General features: G+C 71.0%; 22 protein-coding genes. 18 read left to right on the forward strand and 4 right to left on the reverse strand.

The annotated features are described in order from the left end of the window. Positions 1 to 195: 195 nt before the first annotated feature. Both CXR44_RS38790 and CXR44_RS05410 read left to right on the forward strand, forming a co-directional pair. Entirely contained in the window at positions 196 to 642 is a 447-nt protein-coding gene (locus CXR44_RS38790; protein ID WP_144069872.1) for a hypothetical protein, read from the forward strand. Further along, complete coding sequence (locus CXR44_RS05410) at positions 639 to 1,727, forward strand: hypothetical protein (RefSeq protein WP_101783766.1); 1,089 nt, start codon at positions 639 to 641, stop codon at positions 1,725 to 1,727. The genes CXR44_RS38790 and CXR44_RS05410 overlap by 4 nt, the downstream gene beginning before the upstream one ends. A 252-nt stretch (positions 1,728 to 1,979) precedes the next feature. Here the strand turns inward: CXR44_RS05410 and CXR44_RS05415 are convergent, their stop codons facing one another. Beyond that, positions 1,980 to 3,062, reverse strand: coding sequence for an aminotransferase class V-fold PLP-dependent enzyme (locus CXR44_RS05415; RefSeq protein ID WP_101783767.1), 1,083 nt, complete (start codon positions 3,060 to 3,062; stop codon positions 1,980 to 1,982). Continuing rightward, on the reverse strand, positions 3,059 to 3,484 hold the full coding sequence (locus CXR44_RS05420) for a RidA family protein (protein WP_101783768.1): 426 nt from the start codon (positions 3,482 to 3,484) through the stop codon (positions 3,059 to 3,061). Before CXR44_RS05420 ends, CXR44_RS05415 begins: the two co-directional genes overlap by 4 nt. A 309-nt stretch (positions 3,485 to 3,793) precedes the next feature. Between CXR44_RS05420 and CXR44_RS05425 the strand changes: the two genes are divergently transcribed. The 8 genes from CXR44_RS05425 (at position 3,794) to CXR44_RS05460 (ending at position 11,467) form a co-directional block, all read left to right on the forward strand. Beyond that, complete coding sequence (locus CXR44_RS05425; RefSeq protein ID WP_101783769.1) at positions 3,794 to 4,597, forward strand: IclR family transcriptional regulator; 804 nt, start codon at positions 3,794 to 3,796, stop codon at positions 4,595 to 4,597. A 64-nt stretch (positions 4,598 to 4,661) separates the two neighbouring features. After that, positions 4,662 to 5,618: a thiamine pyrophosphate-dependent dehydrogenase E1 component subunit alpha gene (locus CXR44_RS05430; protein WP_101783770.1), complete on the forward strand. Its 957-nt coding sequence runs from the start codon at positions 4,662 to 4,664 to the stop codon at positions 5,616 to 5,618. Further along, complete coding sequence (locus tag CXR44_RS05435) at positions 5,611 to 6,642, forward strand: alpha-ketoacid dehydrogenase subunit beta (RefSeq protein ID WP_101783771.1); 1,032 nt, start codon at positions 5,611 to 5,613, stop codon at positions 6,640 to 6,642. Before CXR44_RS05430 ends, CXR44_RS05435 begins: the two co-directional genes overlap by 8 nt. A gap of 310 nt (positions 6,643 to 6,952) precedes the next feature. Next, complete coding sequence (locus CXR44_RS05440) at positions 6,953 to 7,216, forward strand: hypothetical protein (RefSeq protein ID WP_144069873.1); 264 nt, start codon at positions 6,953 to 6,955, stop codon at positions 7,214 to 7,216. A gap of 222 nt (positions 7,217 to 7,438) precedes the next feature. Next, entirely contained in the window at positions 7,439 to 7,846 is a 408-nt protein-coding gene (locus CXR44_RS05445) for a hypothetical protein (protein WP_144069874.1), read from the forward strand. 4 nt (positions 7,847 to 7,850) lie between these two features. After that, positions 7,851 to 9,212 carry a hypothetical protein gene (locus tag CXR44_RS05450; RefSeq protein ID WP_101783774.1) on the forward strand — a complete coding sequence of 454 codons (1,362 nt, stop codon included), beginning with the start codon at positions 7,851 to 7,853 and terminating at the stop codon, positions 9,210 to 9,212. 63 nt (positions 9,213 to 9,275) lie between these two features. After that, positions 9,276 to 10,226, forward strand: a complete 951-nt coding sequence (locus tag CXR44_RS05455) for an AraC family transcriptional regulator ligand-binding domain-containing protein (protein WP_101783775.1) — start codon at positions 9,276 to 9,278, stop codon at positions 10,224 to 10,226. A 65-nt stretch (positions 10,227 to 10,291) separates the two neighbouring features. Beyond that, positions 10,292 to 11,467: an alpha/beta hydrolase family protein gene (locus CXR44_RS05460; RefSeq protein WP_101783776.1), complete on the forward strand. Its 1,176-nt coding sequence runs from the start codon at positions 10,292 to 10,294 to the stop codon at positions 11,465 to 11,467. A 66-nt stretch (positions 11,468 to 11,533) separates the two neighbouring features. On the opposite strand, the gene CXR44_RS05465 is transcribed toward CXR44_RS05460, so the two are convergent. Together CXR44_RS05465 and CXR44_RS05470 are read right to left on the reverse strand one after the other, a co-directional pair. Then, positions 11,534 to 13,606: a sensor histidine kinase gene (locus tag CXR44_RS05465; RefSeq protein WP_101783777.1), complete on the reverse strand. Its 2,073-nt coding sequence runs from the start codon at positions 13,604 to 13,606 to the stop codon at positions 11,534 to 11,536. A 52-nt stretch (positions 13,607 to 13,658) separates the two neighbouring features. After that, positions 13,659 to 14,339, reverse strand: a complete 681-nt coding sequence (locus CXR44_RS05470; protein WP_101783778.1) for a response regulator transcription factor — start codon at positions 14,337 to 14,339, stop codon at positions 13,659 to 13,661. A 336-nt stretch (positions 14,340 to 14,675) separates the two neighbouring features. On the opposite strand from CXR44_RS05470, the gene CXR44_RS05475 reads away from it, so the two are divergent. The 8 genes from CXR44_RS05475 (at position 14,676) to CXR44_RS05515 (ending at position 20,447) form a co-directional block, all read left to right on the forward strand. Further along, positions 14,676 to 15,893: a DUF418 domain-containing protein gene (locus CXR44_RS05475; RefSeq protein WP_101783779.1), complete on the forward strand. Its 1,218-nt coding sequence runs from the start codon at positions 14,676 to 14,678 to the stop codon at positions 15,891 to 15,893. An 80-nt stretch (positions 15,894 to 15,973) separates the two neighbouring features. After that, positions 15,974 to 16,096 (forward strand): hypothetical protein, encoded by a 123-nt coding sequence (locus tag CXR44_RS41600; RefSeq protein ID WP_281260246.1) that lies wholly within the window; start codon positions 15,974 to 15,976, stop codon positions 16,094 to 16,096. Continuing rightward, positions 16,093 to 16,509: a DUF6463 family protein gene (locus tag CXR44_RS05485; RefSeq protein WP_101783781.1), complete on the forward strand. Its 417-nt coding sequence runs from the start codon at positions 16,093 to 16,095 to the stop codon at positions 16,507 to 16,509. The genes CXR44_RS41600 and CXR44_RS05485 overlap by 4 nt, the downstream gene beginning before the upstream one ends. Positions 16,510 to 16,555: 46 nt before the next feature. Continuing rightward, entirely contained in the window at positions 16,556 to 17,377 is an 822-nt protein-coding gene (locus tag CXR44_RS05490) for an SDR family NAD(P)-dependent oxidoreductase (protein ID WP_101783782.1), read from the forward strand. Positions 17,378 to 17,476: 99 nt separating this feature from the next. Further along, on the forward strand, positions 17,477 to 18,019 hold the full coding sequence (locus tag CXR44_RS05495; protein WP_101783783.1) for a TetR/AcrR family transcriptional regulator: 543 nt from the start codon (positions 17,477 to 17,479) through the stop codon (positions 18,017 to 18,019). 298 nt (positions 18,020 to 18,317) lie between these two features. Further along, positions 18,318 to 18,605, forward strand: a complete 288-nt coding sequence (locus tag CXR44_RS05505) for an antibiotic biosynthesis monooxygenase family protein (RefSeq protein WP_101783784.1) — start codon at positions 18,318 to 18,320, stop codon at positions 18,603 to 18,605. Between the two features lie 12 nt (positions 18,606 to 18,617). Next, positions 18,618 to 19,259 carry a DUF2867 domain-containing protein gene (locus CXR44_RS05510; RefSeq protein WP_101783785.1) on the forward strand — a complete coding sequence of 214 codons (642 nt, stop codon included), beginning with the start codon at positions 18,618 to 18,620 and terminating at the stop codon, positions 19,257 to 19,259. 21 nt (positions 19,260 to 19,280) lie between these two features. Further along, positions 19,281 to 20,447, forward strand: coding sequence for an FAD-dependent monooxygenase (locus CXR44_RS05515; RefSeq protein ID WP_180903194.1), 1,167 nt, complete (start codon positions 19,281 to 19,283; stop codon positions 20,445 to 20,447). Positions 20,448 to 20,461: the final 14 nt, after the last annotated feature.

The following is a 20,461-nucleotide window of genomic DNA, read 5'->3' on the forward strand; positions in this document are numbered from 1 at the left end:
TGCGGGCAGGCGGCGCGGCCGTACGTACCGAAGGACGCTCCGGTGCCTGCGGCCGGCACCGGCCCGTCTGACGGGGGGACGACGGAGCCGTCCGCCGGGCGGAGCACGGAGCCGGGCTCGGTTCCGTCCGACGGGGACGGCGCGGCTCCGTCGGCTGTGGCGACCCTGACGCCTCCGAAGCCCGGGGTGGAGACGGTGTCGCTGGGGGACAAGGTGCGCGTCCGCATCGAGTGGCCGGCCGACGCCGATCCGCGGCTGCGGCTGGTCGCCGACTACTACCTGAGCTCGCGCCGGGCGGTCGTCACCGGCGATGACCGTTACCTCGACAACCTGGAGTCCGAGGCTGTGGGGCAGGCGCACGAGTGGGTGAGCGAGTTCGCGAAGCAGGAGCGGTCGCTGCGGGGGGTCGCCCGGCTCTACAACCTGCGTGTCCAGGCCGTCGTGGGCAGGGCTGTGCAGGTCAACACGTGCGTGGACGAGTCACGGCTACGGCTGATCTCCACGCGCACCGGCAAGGCGGTGGCGCGGCAGCCCGTCTGGACGCGTGAGCCGTACATGCAGGCCGTCGCCGCGCGCCGGGGTGACGACGGGGTGTGGCGCATCAGAACGTTCGTCCACGGCTCGGAAGGATGTGGCCGATGAATCTCGTCGTCCCGGTGCTCATGGCGGGGATGCTGGTGATCGGTGCGGGTGCGCACGCCGGCGCGGGCCGTACGGCGGCAGCCGGCGCGTACGCCGAGCGGGGTGGGCACGGCGTGTACGCCGAGCGGGGTGGGCACGGCGCCTGGGCCGGCCGGACGCCGGCCGGTGGGGCGGTGCTGGGCGCCCAGACCGGTGCCCGGGTCGATCCCCGCGATCCCGGGGGGAAGTCCGGAGCCACGGGGGAGCAGCGCGGTCGCACGACATCCCTGACGCTCACTCACTCCAAGATCGTGGTCACGGGCAACGGGGTCAAGGGCGGCCGGAGCGACGGCTACCGGCTGACGAGCCCCTGCTGGTACGAGCCCGGTCCCACACCCGAGGAGATGCTCAAGGCGCAGCAGAACTCAGCCGACCACTTCGCCCGGATCAAGGCGGACGAGGAGAGCTTCCTGCGCTACCTGGAGCAGTTCAAGGACAAGATCGGCAAGCCGGGCCGGTGGTGGACCCCCGCCTACAACGCCGCCGATCCGCGGGGCACGGCCTGCTGGACGGACATGGAGCTGTTCGTCTTCGTGCCCCCGAACACCACCCCGCCGCAGGGCATCACCCTGCGCGAGCTGGCCGACATCGCCAGGGCCGCGCTGACCGTGCCGGAGCCGAGGGTCAGGCTGAACCCCGACGCCAAGAGCTACGTCAACCTGCCGACCTGGGTGTGGCTGGACGGCCTGGGCGAGACGACCCGCACGGCGACGGCGTCGATCCCCGGCGTCATGAGCGCCACCGTGGTGGCGACGCTGAAGAGCATCAAGATCGACCCGGGGGTCGGCACGGACCGGGCCGAGGTGAGTGACGACTGCGGACCGTCCGGCAGGCCGTACGTCAAGGGCGGGGCGTTCCGGTGCGGAGTGCGCTATCTGCGCGCCTCCCTCGATCAGCCGCGCGAGGTCTACCAGCTCACCGTGACGACGGTCTGGCCGGTCGAGGTGGCCGACAACGTGGTGCCGGTGCAGTACGCGCCCGTCGAGGTCGGGGTGACGCGGGACGTTCCGGTCGGCGAGGTGCAGAGCAAGGTGACGAACTCCTGATTCTCGGGGGCCGGGCTGCGGGACGGCTGCCGTCAGACCTCCGCCAGAGCCTGCCGCCGAGGGTCGTCGCACCGCCCTGGCGTGCGCGCACCACGCCCGCGCCGCCGGGGGAGTGGGGCGCCGCCGCGCGCACCCCGCCCGCCTGATCATCCCGTCGGCCGTCGACCCGCCCGCAGGGGAAGCGGGCCAAGGCCCCCGGTACAAGATCCAGACAGCGGCGGTCATGTCCGGCCATGGTGTGCCGTCCGGCGGTCACCCTGTGAGCAGCCGCACCACGGCGTCCACGTCCTCTTGGTTGTTGAAGTAGTGGAAGCCGAAACGTACGCGATCGCCCAGCGTGGTGGCCCGGATCCCACCGTGCCGCAGCCGTGCGGCGGCCGTGTCGGCCTCGTCCATCTGCAGGACGACGATCTGCGACAGGCCGCCGTCGTTCGGATGCCGCAGCCCGATGTCCTGCGCCCTTTCGATGAGCTGGGTCGCGAGCGCCAGGCAGTGTCTCTCCACGAGGCGGGCGTCCAAGGAGAGCATGAGCCGCAGCGCGGCGCAGGCGCCCATCCATGACAGCCAGGCAGGAGAGGCGTCACACCTGCCGGCGTCCGCAGCCAGTCGCAGGGAACCGGCGAAGTAGCCGTACGGAGGGCCGGTCGATCTCCAGCCAGGGACGAGGGGGCGCAGCTCGCCCACCAGGTTCGGCCTCGTGACGAGCCAGGCCGCGCCGCGCGGGCACAGCAGCCACTTGTATCCGTGGACCGCGAGGTAGTCGGGGCGGACGGCCGCCCAGTCGAAGGAGAGTGCTCCCAGCGACTGGGTGACGTTCACGAAGAGCCGCGCCCCCACGCGGTCGGTCGCGGCACGGAGCGCCGGCAGGTCGAGGCGCTGCCCTTCCCGGCTGGTGACCTCGCTCACCGCGAGCAGTCCGGTGTCCTCGTCCAGCGCGTCGATCAGGTCCTCCAGCCTGGTGATGCCGTGTCTGGGCGGCACGGCGACCACGTCATGTCCGGCGGTCCACGGGAACAGGTTGCTGCGGAACTCCTGGGCGGGAACCACCACGCGGCAGCGGGGGATCGACGCGGCCACAGTGGCCGCGGCCTCCCCGAGGGAGCCGACGGCCGACACCGTGGCGGGGTCCACGCCGATGAGGCGGGCGAACAACGTGCGGGCCTCGGCCACGGCGCCGTCCCATTCGAGCCAGTCGAAGCCACCACCGGACCAGGCGTCGAGGGCATCCCGCAGGGTGTCCACGACGGGCTGGGGCCCGGGTGGCGCGCCGGGGGTGTCCAGCCAGACGGTTGACCGCAACGCGGGAAAAAGCGCGCGGAACTCCTCCGGTCTCATGCCCGCGGCTCCGCCGCGGGCGGGATCGCGGCGACCGCCTCGACCTCGACCACGATCTCCGGCGCGGCCAGGGCGCTGACGACGATCAGGGAGTGCGCCGGCCAGCCCTTGTCGGGAAACCAGTCCTTGAACACCTCTGTTCGCGCCGCCCGGCATCCGGGCAGGTGCTCCGTGCCGGCCACCATGGTGAACAGCTTGACCAGATGGCGCGGCTCCGCCCCGGCGGCCGCGAGCAGGGCGCCGATGTTGGCGAACGCCTGCCGGGTCTGCGATTCGGCGTCGGGGCCGGAGAGCACGCCGTCCTCCCGCACCCCCACCTGGCCGGAGATGAAGAGCAACCCGTGTGAGGCCGGAACGGACGCCAGGTGGCTGTACTGGGCGACCGGCGCCCCGACCCCGGCCGGGCTCCAGCGATGAATCATCTGCACTCCTTCTCGGTGCGTCATGACCTTCGCGCATGCTAGACAGGCACCTGCGCTCTCAAGCGCCCCTCAGGGGACAGTTTTCAGATAATCGAAAAATGACTTCATTCTGCTAACGCCACCACGCCTGTTCGATGCACCGTGGGACCACGGGGGCCTACGACCCGCTCGTCGTGGCGCCGGCCTCCGCTCAGCGTGATCTCGCGGGGTCGGAGTCGTTGACGGGCTTCACCGCGGGATCGGCTGGACGGGTACGGGAAGCCGTCAAGGTGCCGGCACGCGCTTGGCCGAGGATGGAGGTGAACGGGCGTGGACGCTGAGGGGGAGAAGGGCCGCGGAACCCTGCTGCACACCCTGGACCGCGGCCTGCAGGTCCTGGAGGCCGTTGCCGCGTCCGAGGGCGGAGCCACGGCCAAGGCGCTGAGCAGGCAGCTCGAGATCAAGATCGGGACCTGCTATCACCTGCTGCGCACCCTGGTCGCCGCCGGGTACGTCGTACGGCTGACCGGCGGTGTCTACGACGTCGGGCCGCGGGCGGCGTCGCTGAGCCGGCATCTGCAACGTCGCGCCGGCCCCTCCCCGGAGCTGTCCGTCATCCTGACCCGGCTGCACAACAGGACCCGGGAGACCGTCTACCTCTCGGGCTGGCAGCACGGCACGCCAACGCTGCAGCACTACCTGACGGGAGAGCACGCTCTGCGAGTCGGCGCGCTGGACGTGGGCTATGTCGGGAACATGCACGCTCGCGCCTCGTGCAAGGCGATCCTGGCCCACCTGCCGGAGGAACAGGTGGCGGCCATGCTCAAAGGCGTGCCGCTGGTGGCGCTGACACCCAACACCATCACCGACTTCGACGAGCTCACGGTGGAACTGGCCAGGGTCCGCGGCCGCGGTTACGCGCTCGACCTGGAGGAATTCCGCCCTGGCGTGGTCTGCCTGTCGGCGGCGTTCTCCGACGAAGGCGGCATCCCCGTCGGCTCCTTCACCGCGTCGGTCCCCGTCACCCGGTTCACCGAACGCCAGGCCGGTCTCGCCGCCCAGGTGCGGGAGGCCGCGTCCATGGCCACCACCCTGCTGCGCACCGGACGCATCGTCGTCCCGTCCGCCGGCTGACCCCGACCCCGTCATCCCTCACCGGCCCCGCCGGAGATCTCAGGAAAGGAGCGTGGGTACACCCATGCCGGAAACCGCCGCCACGCAGCTCGATTTCCTCGAATCGATGCTGCGTATCAGGTTCTTCGAGGAGGAGGTCGGCCGGCTGCGCGCCGAAGGTTCGATCGTCGGCTCGGTCCACCTGTGCAACGGTCAGGAGGCAGTCCACGCCGGGGCGTGCGCCGCTCTTGATCCGAGCAGGGACGCCGTGTTCCCGACCTACAGAGGGCACGGCTGGACGCTGGCCTGCGGGGTTCCGCCGTACGCGCTGTTCGCCGAGTTGCTGGGCAGGCAGACGGGCGTCAACGGTGGCAGGGGCGGGTCGGCGTACCTGACCGCCCCCGAATACGGCATGTACGGCGAGAACTCGATCGTCGGGGCGGGCGCGCCCATCGCGGCAGGCGCCGCGCTCGCCGCCACGTTCGACGGGTCGGGGCGGGTCGCGCTGGCCGCGTTCGGCGACGGCGCCATGAACCAGGGGGCGGTGCACGAGGCGATGAACTTCGCCGCCGTACGCGACCTTCCGGTGATCTTCCTGGTGGAGAACAACCACTACTCCGAGCTGACGCCGATCGCGTCGATGGTGCGTGGCGACAGGCTCTTCGCACGCGCGTCGGCGTACGGGATGCCGGGCGGGCGGGTCGACGGCAACGATCCCGCGGCGGTGCGCGACGCGGTCGCCCAGGCGGTGGAACGAGCACGAGGAGGTCACGGCCCGGCCCTGATCGAGGCCATGACGCAGCGCATCGTGGGCCACTACATCGGTGACGCGCAGCACTACAGGCCTCCGGGCGAGCTGGAGGCCGCCCTCGCCGACGAGCCGATCGCCCGCCTGCTCGCCACGCTGCGGGAGACGATTCCGCACGCCGAGCTCGACGCCCTGTCGGAACGCGTGCGAGCCGAGATCGCCGACGCGTCGGCACGAGCCCAGGCGGACCCGCCGGCCGACCCTTCCACCGTTCTGGAGCACCTGTATGCCTGAGACCAGGGATTTGTCGTATGCCGAGGCCGTGAACGCGGCCCTCGCCCGGGCCCTCGACGAGCGTCCGGAGACCCTGCTGTTCGGCGAGGACGTCGCGCTGCCCGGTGGCGTGTTCGGCGTCACCAAAGGGCTGCGCAGGAGGTTCGGCGAGCGGGTCTTCGACACGCCCATCTCCGAGTCGGCCATCATCGGCGGCGCGGTCGGCGCCGCGATGTTCGGCAGGCGCCCCATCGTCGAGATCATGTGGGCGGACTTCTTCCTCGTCGCCTTGGACCAGGTCGTCAACCAGGCGGCCAACGTCCGGTATGTCTCCCGCGGAGCCGTCACCGCGCCGATCACCATCCGCACCCAGCAGGGCAGCGCCCCTGGCGCGTGCGCCCAGCACTCCCAGAGTTTGGAGGCCGTTTTCGCGCACGTGCCCGGCCTGCGGGTCGCCATGCCCGCCACTCACCAGGACGCGTACGACCTGCTGCTGGCAGCAGTCTGGTGCGACGATCCGGTGATCGTCATCGAGAACCGCACCCTGTACCACACCGGCAGGCGGCCCGTCGGCGTCAACGGCGGGATCCAACCGGCCGAGGGCGCGCTGATCCGCCGCCCCGGTGCTGATGTGACGCTGCTGACCTGGGGCGCGATGCTGCACGCGGCTTTGGAGGCGGCCGAACTCGCGGCGGGCCGGGGGATCGACGCCGAGGTGATCGACGCCCGCTGGATACGCCCGCTCGACCTCGACACCGTGCTCGCCAGTGTGGAACGCACCGGACGGCTGGTCGTGGCCCACGAGGCGCACACCACGGGCGGGGTCGGCGGCGAGGTGCTCGCCGCCGTCGCCGAATCGGGCGTTCGGCTGCGCTCCGCCCCGCTTCGCGTGGGTGCGCCCCCGGTACGCATGCCCGCCGCGCCGGCCCTGGCGCGGGCCGTCGTCCCGAACGCCTTGACCATCGCCGACGCGCTGATCCGGTCTGCGGCCGGCGGCAGCGTGGGCGCGGCCGCGGAAGGAGCGGCGGACGTCCCCCGGCGCTGACCGCCTCCCGGACGGCGGAGGTGCGCCGACCGTACGGAGCGGGCCGTGGCGCCGACGAGAGACCGATCACATGGGGTGCATACCATTCCGTATGGTACATTACGTGATCAAGAAACGAGGGGACGCCGGTTTCGCACCTCGTCGAGGCCGGAGGACATCTCCCAGGCAAACGAAATAAATCCACTGAAAGGCTCTTGCCCATGCAGGTCAGCACCCGGGCGGATGCCGATCTCCGTAGCGTCACCCACGACTTGGACAGGTGAATATCATGCGTTTCTCTCGACCCGCTCATTCCTCCATGCTGGGGTGTGTGGCGCTGGCCCTGACTCTCAGCCTCGCCTCCTGTGGCAGCGGCGTGGACAAGGCGAGCCTCGTTCAGAAGATGAAGACTGAGCAGGACATCCAGGGCATACCCGAGTCGACCTTGTCCTGCCTCGCGGACGTCGCGCTGAAATACGGCGACATGGAGAGCCTGCAAGGCTACCTGGACGGTTCTGTCAAATCGATCGATGACGTCAAGGGCCTCAAGGAAGGCAAGGAGGTCGAGCAAGCAGGCCAGAAGTGCGCTCAGTGACCAGGCCGATCGAACCTGAGTTTCGGTCTGGGCTTCCAGTCCCTGCCTCACGCGCACCGGATGCGCCGCTGAAGGCCGGTGACTGAGGGGTCCGGCGCGGGAACGCCCGGCGTTGCCGCGCCCGCCCACCGGGAGTGCGCGCACGCATCGCCGGACACGGCGGTCAGCGGTCTGCGGCCCTTCCAGCATTGCGAGTGATCGAACACCCCTGAGGAGGGGGACATGGCGCCAGAACCGGTACCGCTCGAACACAACTGGCCAGGCCTGGACGCGGAACGAGACGGCGTGGTCTTCGACGCGAAAGCGATCGCGGGATCCGCTCAGGCGCTGAGAGACGCGCTGAGGCGGTTGACCGGCGAGGGCGGCGAGGGGAACGACCGGCACGCCCCCCAGGGCACCATCGACGACCTGACCCAGTACACCACGCTCAGTCATCTCCGGGCGCAGTTGCAGAGCGTTCCCCGCTGGGAGGGCGGTCTCACCTTCGCTCAGATGCTGGAGACCAGCCACGAGGAGTTCGTCGCGATCTACCGGGAGGTCCAGAAGTCCTTCGACACCGCCATCGCGCTGGTCGACGCCGCGGCCGGCAACTACAGGGCCGTGAGCGACCTGAACATGGGGGAGGTCTAGCGCCATGGCCGAGGAGAAGGTCAAGAAGACGCATTGGCTCAAGCCCGCCCGCGGCGACTGGACGGTCGAACACGAGGACCGCACCGTGGCCGAGGTCAAGGATTTCATCAACGGCATCAGAGTCAAGGAGATCGAGGATGCCGGAGCCGCGTACGTGGACGCGTACGCGGTCGTCCACGACATCCAGTGGGCGCTGGCTCAGGAAGCCCAGGCGCTCGCGAGGGTCTGGGACGGGAAAGCCTCCGTAGCGGCGCAGAAGGCCCTGCGGACCCTCTACGTGGCCCTCGGCGAATTCGCCGAGAAGCTGCTCGAGATGGGCCACCCGCTCGTGACCCTGGCCGATGTGGTGCGCCAGCACCAGGAGTACCTCGACGGTCACCTTCGGGGCGCGATGAACGGTGATGCGCGCCTGGCCCCGTGGAGTGATGACGGCCACTGGCTCGGCGCCTACGCCGTCTTCAACGGGGCCATGCCGCGGTACGAGGACGCCGTCGTGCAGGGAGGCGGGTACAGCCTGACCGGGACCCTCGGCACTTCCCGGGACGAGCTGGCAGGACTGCATCTCAAGACATTCAACGAGGACCTCAAGGCGATCTACGACAGGATGCCCGGCAAGGTGGAGAAGGAACTGCCCGCCATCACCTATCCGGTGGAGCCGACCGTGGAACGCACGTCGCTCGATCCTCGCTTCGGCAGACCCACGTTCGACGGTCCTTCGGTCCGCTCCGGCGCGGACCCCGTCCATGCCGGCCCGACCGGCCTCTCGGGCGGCAGCGCCGACGCCCTCGGTGAGCGTGCGACTGCTGCCGAACACCCCACCCTCCCGGACGTCCCGCGTCTCGGAAGCCCTGACGTTCCCGCTCGTCCTGACGACCGGGGCGAGCCGGATCTCGACCGAGGGCCGGACGTCCCATCGCCCGGCGCAGCCCCGGGCGCCAGAGACCCGTACGGCCACGCCCCGTCGCCCGGCGATCCCATCCGGAGCCTGGATCAGCCGACACGGGTCTTCGGCCAGCCCACCGGCCCGCATACCGAACTGGCCACCTTCCAGCGCCCCGCCGACCCGCACAGCACCCCGTTTCACTCCACCCCGGCGAGTCCGACCCACTCCCTCCCGACGGGTCCGAACCACTCCCCGGTCACCGCCTTCGGCGTTCCCGGCACCGGCCCGAGCATCGGATCGGGATCGATCAACGGCGGGGCCACCGCCTTGAACGGCATGGGCGCACCCTTCATGCCCATGAGCGGGGCGAGCGGCATGGGCGGCCAGGAGGAGAAGGACCGGGAGTCCGGCACCTGGCTGCACGAGGACGACGACGTCTGGGGCGGCGACGTGGACGGTGTGGTCGACAGCAGACTCGGCTGACTACAGGGGGGAGGAGGGCCACTGGATCCTCACGCCCCCGGGTCGGGGCGTAGGGTCCCGGCTGTGAACGGGACAATCGCGGCATCGGCGGTCAGATACCTGCTGGCCGCGAGCGAAGACCCCGAGCGGCTGGCACGGGAAGCCGGCCTGTCCGATCACGAGTTCCCCTCCCGCGTCCCCGCTGACGCCGTGGACGAGCTGTGGGCACGTGCGGCGACGCTGAACGGTGACCCCCAGTTCGGGTTGACGCTCGGGCGCTCGTATCGGCCGGGCACGTTCGGCTTGCTGGACTTCCTGTTCCTGAGCTCGGACACGCTGGCGGATGCTCTCGGCTCCGCCGTACGGCATGTGGGGGTGCTCTCCACGGGAGGGTCGTACGGCTGGAGCGAGCACGACGGGCTGGTCACTCTGAGCCGGAGCCTCCCGACGGAGAACGGGCACGCGGCCACCTTCCTGCTGGGCTGGCAGCTCGCGCTCGTCCGCGTGGCCGCCGGAAAGCCGATCACGCCGGTCAGGATCGAGTTGGCCATGCCCGCGCCTCCCCGTCACGGAGATCTGATCGAGGCCTACGGCCCTCGCGCCATCGACTTCGGGCGTCAGGCCAACTCGCTGACCTTCCGTCGCTCCGAACTGGAGATCCCGCTGGTCGGGGCCGATCCGGTGACGGCAGCGATGTTGCGGCGCCGGGCTGCACAGCTCCTTCCCGCCGAGAGGAGCTGGCGGGACAAGGTCCGGGCCTTCCAGGCGGAGCATCTCGGCGACCTGGACGCCGCGGCCGCACACTTCGCGATCAGCCCGCGCAGACTCCAGGAACTGCTGAAACAGGAGGGCACGAACTGGCGGCGTGAGCTCGAGACGGTCCGCGGCGACCTGGCGGTGGAACTGCTGAGCGACGGCAGACTGCCGACAGCGGTCATCGCGCGGCGCCTGGGATACTCGGACGAGCGGGCCTTTCGCCGGGCCTTCAGACGCACACACGGAATGTCGCCCCGGCAGTATCGCCGGGGCGCGTGAAAGGTCCCCGGTCACACGCCTCCGGTCCTCCTGCCTGCCCCGGCGCCGGACGTACCTTCGTCCACATGACGCAGAACACCAAGCTGCAGCGCAGCAACGCGACCCGCTACTTCTTCGACGACCGCGACATGGACTTCATCTTCCAGTGGTCGTTGGGCGCGGCGAAGACCGGCGGGCTGGACTGCGGCGAGCTGTTCCACATCGCCTCCCGGATCAAGGACGGCGACACCGCCAGCTGGGTGGAGGAGTTCGAGGGCTTCGGCGACGGCCAGCGGGCACTGGCCGAGCGGTGGGCCGGACGGGGCCGGAACCGGAGCGCCGGAGAGGTCATGATGAAGGCCTACTACGCCTATCGGCAGGCCTGGCAGTTCGCCGGTCGCGGGGAGAGGTTCCTCCCGCTGATCTCCAAGTACGAGGAGGCCTTCAAGCGGGCCGTGGAACTGCTCGCACTCCCGATGACCTCCATCGAGGTGCCTTTCGAGGCTTCGTCGCTGCCGGGCCTGCGGATGGACGCCGGCCCCGGCACACCCACCCTGATCGTGATCGGCGGAGGAGACACGAGCAAGGAGGACATGTATCACCTGGCCGGCCGCAACGCCTGGGAGCGTGGCTACACCACAGTCATCGTCGACCTGCCGGGGCAGGGCAGCACACCGCTGCGCGGGCTGCACCTGATGGCCGAGACCGAGCGCCCGGTCGGCGCGATCGTCGACCACCTGGTGCAGACCTACGGGCAGGACACCGCGAAGCTCGCGATCATCGGGTTCTCCGGCGGCGGCTACATGATCAGCCGGGCGCTGATGTCCGAGCGCAGGATCGCCGCCGGCATCGCCAGCACGCCGATCCTGAACTTCGGCGAGGTGCTGCCCGCGGAGGTGGTCCGGGCGATGGCGAACGACGGGGCGATGAAGGACAGCTTCCAGATGTACCTGTGGCGCTCGGGCCTGTCCGAGCCCGTCGACTTCGCTCATCTGCTGCGCACCTTCACCACCGACCCGAGCGAGATCCGCAGCGCGTTCCTGTCGATCACCGGGCTGAGCGAGTCGCCCGTCCTCATCGACCAGACGCGGCGATTCCACGAGAAACTGCCGGTGGAACGCAAGACTCTGCTGGAATTCGACGCGGCCTCGGGAGCCGACGCGCACTGCCAGATCAACAACCCGACCCGGCTCGCCCAGGAGGCCATGGACTGGCTCGACGAGACGCTCGGCGTGCGGGCCGTTCCGTCCACCCGCGAGTAGGCCGCCGGAGGCATGCGGCGAAGTGGAGGCCGGCTCACCGAGCGACCTCAGCAGCATGATCGAAAACTATCCCGCACCGGGCGCAGGTGACGGCTCATCACCCATGCTGTCCATCTCCCCCGGGTGGGGACGACACGGCAGGAGCCGTACGGAGCCTTGGACGGTCGCGCCCCTGCCGGGAGCGGAGCTGACCGTGAGAACGCCGCCGACGGCCTCGAGCCGGTCCTTCATGTTGCGCAGGCCGCTGCCCTGACCGGGAGAGCGCGGGTCGAAGCCCGGGCCGGAGTCGCGGACGGTGAACTCCAGCCACCCTTCGCCGCCGGCGAGCCGCAGCAGCGGGACGCTCCCGCCGGCGTGCTTGGCCGCGTTCTGCAGGGCTTCGAGACAGCAGAAGTAGACCGCCGCCTCGATCTCGGGAGCGAAGCGTCCCAGGGATGAAGGCAGGTCGGCCTCGGCCCCGGCGGGCAGCTTGGCGAGGTGCGCGCGCAGCGCCGGGACCAGGCCCTTGTCAGCGAGAATCGCCGGGAAGACGCCGCGCGCCAGATCCCGTACGGTCTCCAGGGCCGACTCCGCCTCCGCGCCGAGCTGTTCCAGCAGGGGACCGACGTGCGCGGGCTCGGTGTCGAGCAGTTGCCGGGCCAGCCGGAGCTTGAGGGCCAGAGCCACCAGGTTCTGCTGGGCGCCGTCGTGCAGGTCACGTTCGAGGCGCCGGCGCTCGGCGTCCTGGGCCGTCACGATGCGCCGGCGTGACTCGCGCAGCTCCGCGGCCCGCGCGACGTCGCGGAAGGCGATGGCGGCGTGTGCCGCGAGGTCGGCCACGAGCTTGGCGTCCGTGGCGGTCGGCGGTTCGCCGGGCGGCTTCGTCAGCGCGATGGCCCCGAGGAGGGCTTCGTGGGTGCGGACCTCGGCGACCGTGTGCCCGGGGGGAAGCCGCGGAAGGGCGTCTTCGACGACGTCCAGCGGCGCGGCGGGCTCGGCGGCCGGTGGATGCGAGGCGGCCGGCTCCAGCCGTCCGCCGACGCGCACCCAGACGTCCGTCCGCAGCGCTCCGGTGGCCTCCGCGAGCGCCCTGGCGAGCGATGGCAGGAACTCCTCGATGGACGAGGTCGTGGCCAGGCGCTCGGACAGGCGTGACAGAGTCTCGTACGGCGTGGCCCTGGCCCCGTGGACGAGGCGGTCGGCCAGCCGTTGCGCCCGGGTCCGCACCCCGCTGAACCCCAGTGCGGCGATGGCCGTGGCGACGAGCGGAAGGAGCATCCCGCCGCCGGTGCGTGCGCCGACGGCCGAGCCCACTCCGACGACGACGGCGAGGTAGACCGCCGTGATGAACCCGGCGAGCACGGTGTAGCTGAACGTCCGGTGGATGACGGCGTCGATGTCGTAGAGGCGGTACTTGACGATGGCGACCCCCATCGCCACCGGGATGCCGGCCGTGAGGACCAGCAGACTGGCGCGCCAGTCGGGGCGTCCCGTCGGGGGGACGAACTGCACCACGACGGCGGCCGCCGCGACCGTGACGCTGAACCCGAACCACTTGAGCTGCTGCCGCTCCTCACCGCCGGCCCTGCTGTAGCGCACCAGGCTGGCCGCCGCCGACGCCAGGGCGAGGGCGCAGAACGCCGCCGCCGGGACGGCGAGCAGCAAGTGGTCGGCGAGCCCGGTGAGCGCCGGCTCGAACGCCGGCGGCGCGAAGCCGGTGGCCAGGACGGCGGCACAGACCACCACGACGACCAGATCGGCCGCCGCCAGCCAGGCGACGGGACGCCAGCGGGCCGACGGCGGCCGGCCGTCGGGGAACAGCAGCGGCAGGAAGGTGCCCGCGGGAACCACGACGAGAACCCACAGCCATGACCCGGCCCAGCCGGCCACCTCCCCGCCGGGCAGCGAGCCTGGTCTGGTGATGAGGGCATAGGCGGCGTAGCCCTGGCAGAAGCTGGTCGCCGCCAGCGCCAGGCCCATGCCGCCGAGCAGCCAGCCCATCGGGTTACCCGGCGACCGGGCGGCCACCAGTGCTCCGACGGCGGCGAACGCGACCGCCATGAGGGATGCGCCGAGACCGTAGCCCATCCCGGGCCCGTCGTCAGGCCGGTTGAGCACGGCGAGCATGGCGTTGGCCGCGGCGAGGGTCACCGTGCTCACCCACAGAGCCTGACGGAGCCGGCCCGTGACCCTCAGGAACGACCAGGATCTCTCAGCCGGAGCCAAGCAGGCCCTCGTGGTGGAGGAAGGCCAGGACCGCCTTGACCCTCCGGTGCACGGTCAGGTCTCCGGCGATGTCGAGCTTGGCCAGGATCGCGTTGATGTGCTTCTCCACGGCGCGGAGCGACACCGTGAGCTCCGTGGCGATGCGCGCGTTGCTCTTGCCTTCGGCCATGAGGGCGAGGACCTCGCGTTCCCGCTCCGAGAGCCGGCCCAGCGGTGAGCCGGCCGCCCGCCGCCTGTCCGCTATCAGGGCGGCGACGACCTTCGGGTCGAGGGCGGAGCCGCCACGCGCGACGTCCTCGAGGGCGCGCGTCAGCTCGTCCAGGTGGGCCACGCGCTCCTTGAGCAGGTAGCCGACGCCCTCCGCGCTGTCGGCCAGCAGGTCGTAGGCGTAGTCGGGCTCGATGTGCTGGGACAGCACGACGACTCCGACCTCCGGGTGCTCGGCCCGGATGCGCCTGGCCGCCTGGATGCCCTCGTCCGTACGCGTCGGGGGCATGCGGATGTCGGTCAGGACCACGTCGGGCCGGTGCCCGCGCACGGCCGTGAGCAACCCCGGGAGATCGTCCGCGGTGGCGACAACCTCGAGGCCGTCCACCCGGTCCAGCAGGCCCCTGACCCCCTCCCGCACGAGGTAGTCGTCGTCGGCGAAGACGACCCTGAGTGCCATGGCAGAAATGATAGGACCTGGGGGATCTCGTGCCCGCACCAGTGGTCATGGGCGCTTTTCCGCAGCCAGGTGTGGTGCCCGCCTGATCGTCGTCCGGCGGCCGGCTCCGTAGCGTCCTTGTGACATGACGAGCGTGGCAATCCACGTGGCACACGGCAGCCGGCGGTCCGGCCGCCGCGGCGTCGCCGGCCATCGGCACCTGGATCTCGGTGCGGTGACCGTACGGCGGTGCGGGGACCTGCGACGGACTACGCGGCCCTGACGACGGACCATGAGATCTCTGCCAGACCGGGCGATCCGGTTCACCTCGACCCGTGACAGGAGATTCGCTCCCCCATGGCGCCCACTGACGCCCCGATCCGCGGCCCGGTCCAGGCCGGCGAGCGCGCGCTCGCGCCCGACCTGGCCCGCGGCTTCATGCTGCTGCTCATCGCGGTCGCGAACACCCCCTGGTACCTCTGGGGCCGGGAGTTCCGGGCCACCACGATCCACCCGCCGGGAGGCTCGGTCCTGGACCGGATCACCCAGGTGGTCGCCATCGTCGGCGTGGACTTCCGCGTCTATCCGATGTTCGCGTTCCTGTTCGGCTACGGCATGGTGCAGCTCCTGCTGCGCCAGCAGGCCGCCGGGCACGCGGAGCCGGCCGTTCTGGCGCTGCTGCGCCGTCGCAGCCTGTGGCTGCTGGTGTTCGGGTTCGTGCACGCGGCGCTGCTGTGGCAGGGGGACATTCTCGGCGCGTACGGCGTGGCCGGTCTCCTCTTCGCCGGGCTTTTCCTGCGCCGGAACGACCGCACCCTGCTCACCTGGGCCGCGATCGGCGCCGGCGCCCTCGCGATGGCGACCCTGCTCGGCATCGTGGCCGCCTGGCTCGCCGCGTCCGCCGAGTCGCCTCCGGAGCCGGTCAACCTCCTGGCCTTCGGGGCGGCGGGCAGCGGGGAGAGCGACCTGCTCGCCGCGGCCTCGGCGCGCCTGGCCTTCTGGCCGCTGATCATCTTCGGCCAGGGGCTGCTCGCGCTGGCTGTGCCGATCGCGATCGTCCTCGGCTTCTGGGCGGCTCGGCAGCGGATCCTGGAGCGGCCGGAGAGGCATCTGCCACTGCTGCGCCGCGTCGCCGTCATCGGCATCGCGATCGGCTGGTCGGGCGGCCTGCCACACGCGGCCGCGGTCATGGGGGTGCTGCGAGTCCCCGGCGAGTCGATGTTCGTGTTCGAGGTCTCCCAGATCGCCACCGGCCTGCCCGCCGGCCTGGGTTACGCGGCGGTGTTCGGCCTGATCGGGCACCGGCTCGGCGGCCGGCGGAGGCCGGGGCGGGTGTCCACCGCGGTGGCCGCGGTGGGCAAGCGGTCGCTGTCGGCCTACCTCACCCAGTCGGTGCTGTGCGCCCCGGTGCTGGCCGCCTGGGGCCTCGGCGTCGGGGTCCAGTTGCACAGTGCCGCCATGGCCGGATACGCGATCGGGGTCTGGCTGATCACCGTGATCGCGGCCTACCTGCTGGAGCGTCGCGGCAGCCGGGGACCCGCCGAGGTGCTGCTGCGCCGGCTGACGTACCGGTGAGCAACCGCTGGAGCCGGGAGACGGCGGCGGAGGTGGCGATGAGACCGCAGGAACCATACAATCTGGTATGGTACGGGCCGGTGGCCCGTCCGATCCTCATCGGCGCCCAGCAGGCCGTCCCGCCCATCCCCGCGCCCGACCTGCGTGACATCTCCGCCCCAGCCCTGCGCCTGGCCCCGAACGAGTGGGAGTACACCACATGAACGCGTTGACCCGATGGGTCCCCCGCCTGATCATCGCGCTGGCGATCGTGCACTTCGCCTACGCGCTCGCCACTCCGAATGCCTGGTCCGCCATGGCCGGCGACGGCTTCTGGGCCTCTGCCGCGGACAGCGACGCCTCCGACTACTACGAGCGCGAATTCACGCTCTACTTCTTCGCCGCCGGCATCCTGCTCCTGGCCCTCGGCACCTTGGCTCGGCGGTTCGTCCACATCGCCGGACATCTCCCGGGCCAGATCGGCTGGTATCTGATCATCAGCGGTGCGCTGCTGTGCGTGATCGAGTTTCCGATCACCGGCGGCTGGCTGATGGTCGCCATCGGCGTCCTCGGCCTTATCGCCTCACGCCGCACCAGCAGGACACGGGAGGCCGACATCAAGCCGGCCCGGACATGATCTCCCGCACGGAACAGCCCATCGCCGACAGGAGAGCCGTACCCCCGTGGACGACTATCGCGGCATCACCGCACTCGTCACCGGCGCATCGAAGGGACTCGGCGCGGAATACGCCCGCGACCTGGCCCGGCGCGGCGCCGACCTCGTACTCGTGGCACGCGACGGCGACGCTCTGGCGGAGCTCGCCGCGGAGATCCGGGCCGCGCACCCGGTGGACGTCCTGACCCTGCCCGCCGACCTCACCGACCCCGGCGGCGTCACGCGCCTGGTCGCCGAGCTGGACGAGCGGGACCGCGCCGTCGATCTGCTGGTCAACAACGCGGGCGCGGGCACGGTCGGGCCATTCCTGGCCACGCCGCTGGACCGCGTCGTGCGCACGGTGGAGCTGAACGTCGTCGCCCTGGTACGCCTGACGCACGCGCTCGGCGGCCGGATGGCCGAGCGAGGGCGCGGCGGGATCATCAACCTCGGCTCCACGGCCGGCTTCCAGGCGATGCCGTACCAGGCCGGCTACGCGGCGACGAAGGCGTTCGTGTTGTCGTTCACCGAGGCGCTGGCCGAGGAGCTTCGCGGCACGGGGGTCAGGGTGATGGCCGCCCACCCCGGCCCCACCGCCACGAGCTTCTTCGACGGCACCACCGCGACCATGGTCCCGGCGCTCACGGACGCCCCTGAAGGCGTCGTGACCAGGACGCTCGACGCCTTCGCCCGGGGCGCCGTCAACTCCTACCCGGGCCGGCCGCTGCACCGGGCCGTGACGTGGATCGCCCGCGTCCTGCCCCGTACGACCGTCACCCGGCTGGCCGCCCGGCTGAACCGCAGCGCCGGTCACCACCGCGCGCGGGAGCTCGGCGACGCCCGGCGCTGACCATCCGGGCACGGTCGCCAGGTGACCTGCTCGGGCGGTGACCGTGCCATACCTTATGGTATGACCCGAAGGGGATGTACTGTGCGGTACGGTACGGGAATGGCGTCCAAGCGTGAATGGCTGGAGGCCGGGCTCGCCATCGCGACCCGGGACGGCATCCGAGCACTCACGATCGAGCGGCTGTGCGCCAGCCTCGGCCTCACCAAGGGCTCCTTCTACCACCACTTCAAGGGCATCCGCGGCTACAAATCCGACCTGCTCGCCCACATCGAGGCCGAGCACACCGGCAGCTTCATCGCCGGTGCGGAGGCCGCCGGCGCGAGCGGGCACGACAAGATCCAGCGCCTCCTCGACCTGGTGCTGGAGGCGCACGCGGACGGCCGGGACCTGGAGACGGCCGTACGCGCCTGGGCCCGGCAGGACGGTGACGTCCGCGCGTTCCAGGAACGCGTCGACGGCATGCGTGTGGACTACCTGCGCTCGCTGTGGCAGGAACTCGGCGGCGAACCGGACGAGGCCGAGGGCATGGCCAAGCTGCTCTACCTGATCCTGGTCGGCGCGCAGCAGATCGTCCCGCCCGTCACGGCCGAGGACCTGCGGGGCGTCTACGCCCTGGCGATGCGCTCCATCTCGCCCTGCTGACGGTCCCGGCCCTCGCGCCGCGACTGCGCCGTCCCGAAAGGCGTGCGACCCGGTCGAGGGCCTCGTCGACGCTTTCCCGTTCCCGGGTGTCCAGCATCGCCTCCAGCAGTGCGTTGCGGTCGGTGAAGTAGCCGTAGAAGCCGCTTCTGGTCACTCCCGGGGTCTTGGCCAGTGCCTCGTGGGGTGCGCAATGCGCCCGGCTGTGTCCCACCTCACCCTCCCAGTCGGTTGTACGCAGCCGTATAACGGGTCTAGCGTCACGTTATACGGCACCGTACAACTTGAGGAGAGCACCGTCGTGTCATTCGGTTTCGTCGCCTTCCACTACCCGGCCCCCGAGCACGTCGAGGAATTCGTCGCCCGCTGCCACCAGGTCGCCGAGGTGTCGCGGGCCCAGCCGGGCTTCCTGTCCGTCGGCGTCTGGACCACCCCGGACGGCGACGCCGTCGTCACCACGGGCGCGTACGAGTCCGAGCAGGCATTCCGGGCGGCGTCCGGCATCGCCCGCGAGATGGGCGCGACGCCCGACGGCTTGAGCGACCTCGAGGTCAGGCCCCGCGAGGTCCACTTCCTCGTGTCGCGGTGACGGGCGGCCGACATGTCAAGGAGACTCCCTGTCACCGAGCACACCTCGCGCCCGTGGCGGATCCACGAGATCGCATCGGACTTCCGCGTCGAGGATGTGTGGGCTTTCCGCACCCCCGGCGCCGGCCCTGATGACTTCCCGGCGATGCTGGCCGCGCTCCGTTCCCGCACGGCCCCGCAGTACCAGACCTGGCCGGTCCGTGTGCTCTTCGAGATCCGCTGGAAGCTCGGCGCGATGTTCGGCTGGGACGAGCCCGGCGCCGGCCTCGGCGGGCGAGTCGGCTCCCTGCGCGACCGCCTGCCGGACGATCTGCGCCTGGCTCCCGGTGTGAAGGATCCCAACATCCCGTTCACGCCGCTCTATGAAGTCGCCGATGAAAGCGCCCAGGAACTGGCCAACAAGACCGTCCACACCGTCTGTCACCTGGGCTGGGTACCGGCCGGCGACGGTGAGCACGAACTGCGCATGGCTGCCCTGGTCAAGCCCAACGGCCTGTTCGGCAAGGTCTACATGGCCTTCATCAAGCCGTTCCGCTACCTCATCGTCTACCCGGCCATGACCCGCAGATGGGAGCAGGCCTGGCGCGACCGCGATCACACCGGCACCGGCGGCCACGCCTCTGCTAGCCTCCATACCATACGAGATGGTATGTGAGTAACGTCGAAGGGAAAGATCGTGACTTCCACGTCTGCGCTCGTCGTCGGCGGCGGCATCGGCGGTCTGGCGACCGCGATCGGATTGCGCCGTCATGGCTGGCAGGTGACGCTGCTGGAACGCGCGCCCTCGTTCCGCCAGCTGGGCTCCGGCATCACCTTGGCGCCCAACGCGGTGCGCGCACTGGACGCGCTCGGGCTGGGCGCCGAGCTCCGTGCCAGGGGGATGGCCCAGGGGGCGGCCGGGCTGCGACTGCCATCAGGACGCTGGCTCATGCGGGCGAAGGTCGAGGCGCTGGAACACCGGATGGGTGTGCCGGCCTTCGCGCTGCACCGGGCCGACCTCCACGACCTGCTGATCGATGCGCTCCAGGGCGTCGACATCCGGCTCGGTCACACGCTCACCGGCATGCCGGGACCGGACACGGTGGCGTTCGAGGGGCCGGACGGTCCCGGGACGCTGACCGCCGACCTGATCGTGGGGGCGGACGGCATCCGCAGCAAGCTGCGCCGGATACTGTTCCCCGCTCATCCGGGGCCCGTCTACGCCGGCTACGTCACCTGGCGCGGTATCGTCCCCGCTGATCGCACCCCCGCCGGCATGTCCCGGTCCATCACCGAGAGCTGGGGGCGCGGACGGCGCTTCGGCGTGATTCCCCTCGGTGACGGACGCGTCTACTGGTACGCCACCCAGTCCTGTCCCGAGGGCGCCGGCGCAGGCGTCACCCTGGCCGAACTGGCGGACCGGTACGCGAGCTGGCACCGGCCCATCCCCGAACTCCTCGCGGCCACCCCCGAGGACGGCATGATCAGGCATGACATCCACTTCCTCGTCACCCCTCTGGAGTCCTACGTCTCGGGCCGGGTGGCCCTGCTGGGCGACGCGGCGCACGCGCTCACACCCGACCTCGGCCAGGGCGCCGCCCAGGCGCTGGAGGACGCTGTCACGTTGACGGCGTTCCTGAGCTCCCGGAGCGACGTCGAGGAGGCGCTGGCGCGCTACGACCGGGCAAGACGGCCACGGGCGCAGCAGGTGGTACGAGCCTCGGCTCAGGTCGGGCGCATCATCCAGCTACGCAACCCCGTGGCCGCGGCCGTACGCGACACGCTGGCCTCCCTCCTGCCGGCCGGCACCTACCTGAACGCGACCGTCCGTACCCTTGACTGGCATCCGCCCTGCCCCGCGTGATGCCGTCACAAGGC

It is taken from the genome of Nonomuraea indica, from assembly GCF_002850745.1.
Taxonomy (GTDB): domain Bacteria; phylum Actinomycetota; class Actinomycetes; order Streptosporangiales; family Streptosporangiaceae; genus Nonomuraea; species Nonomuraea indica.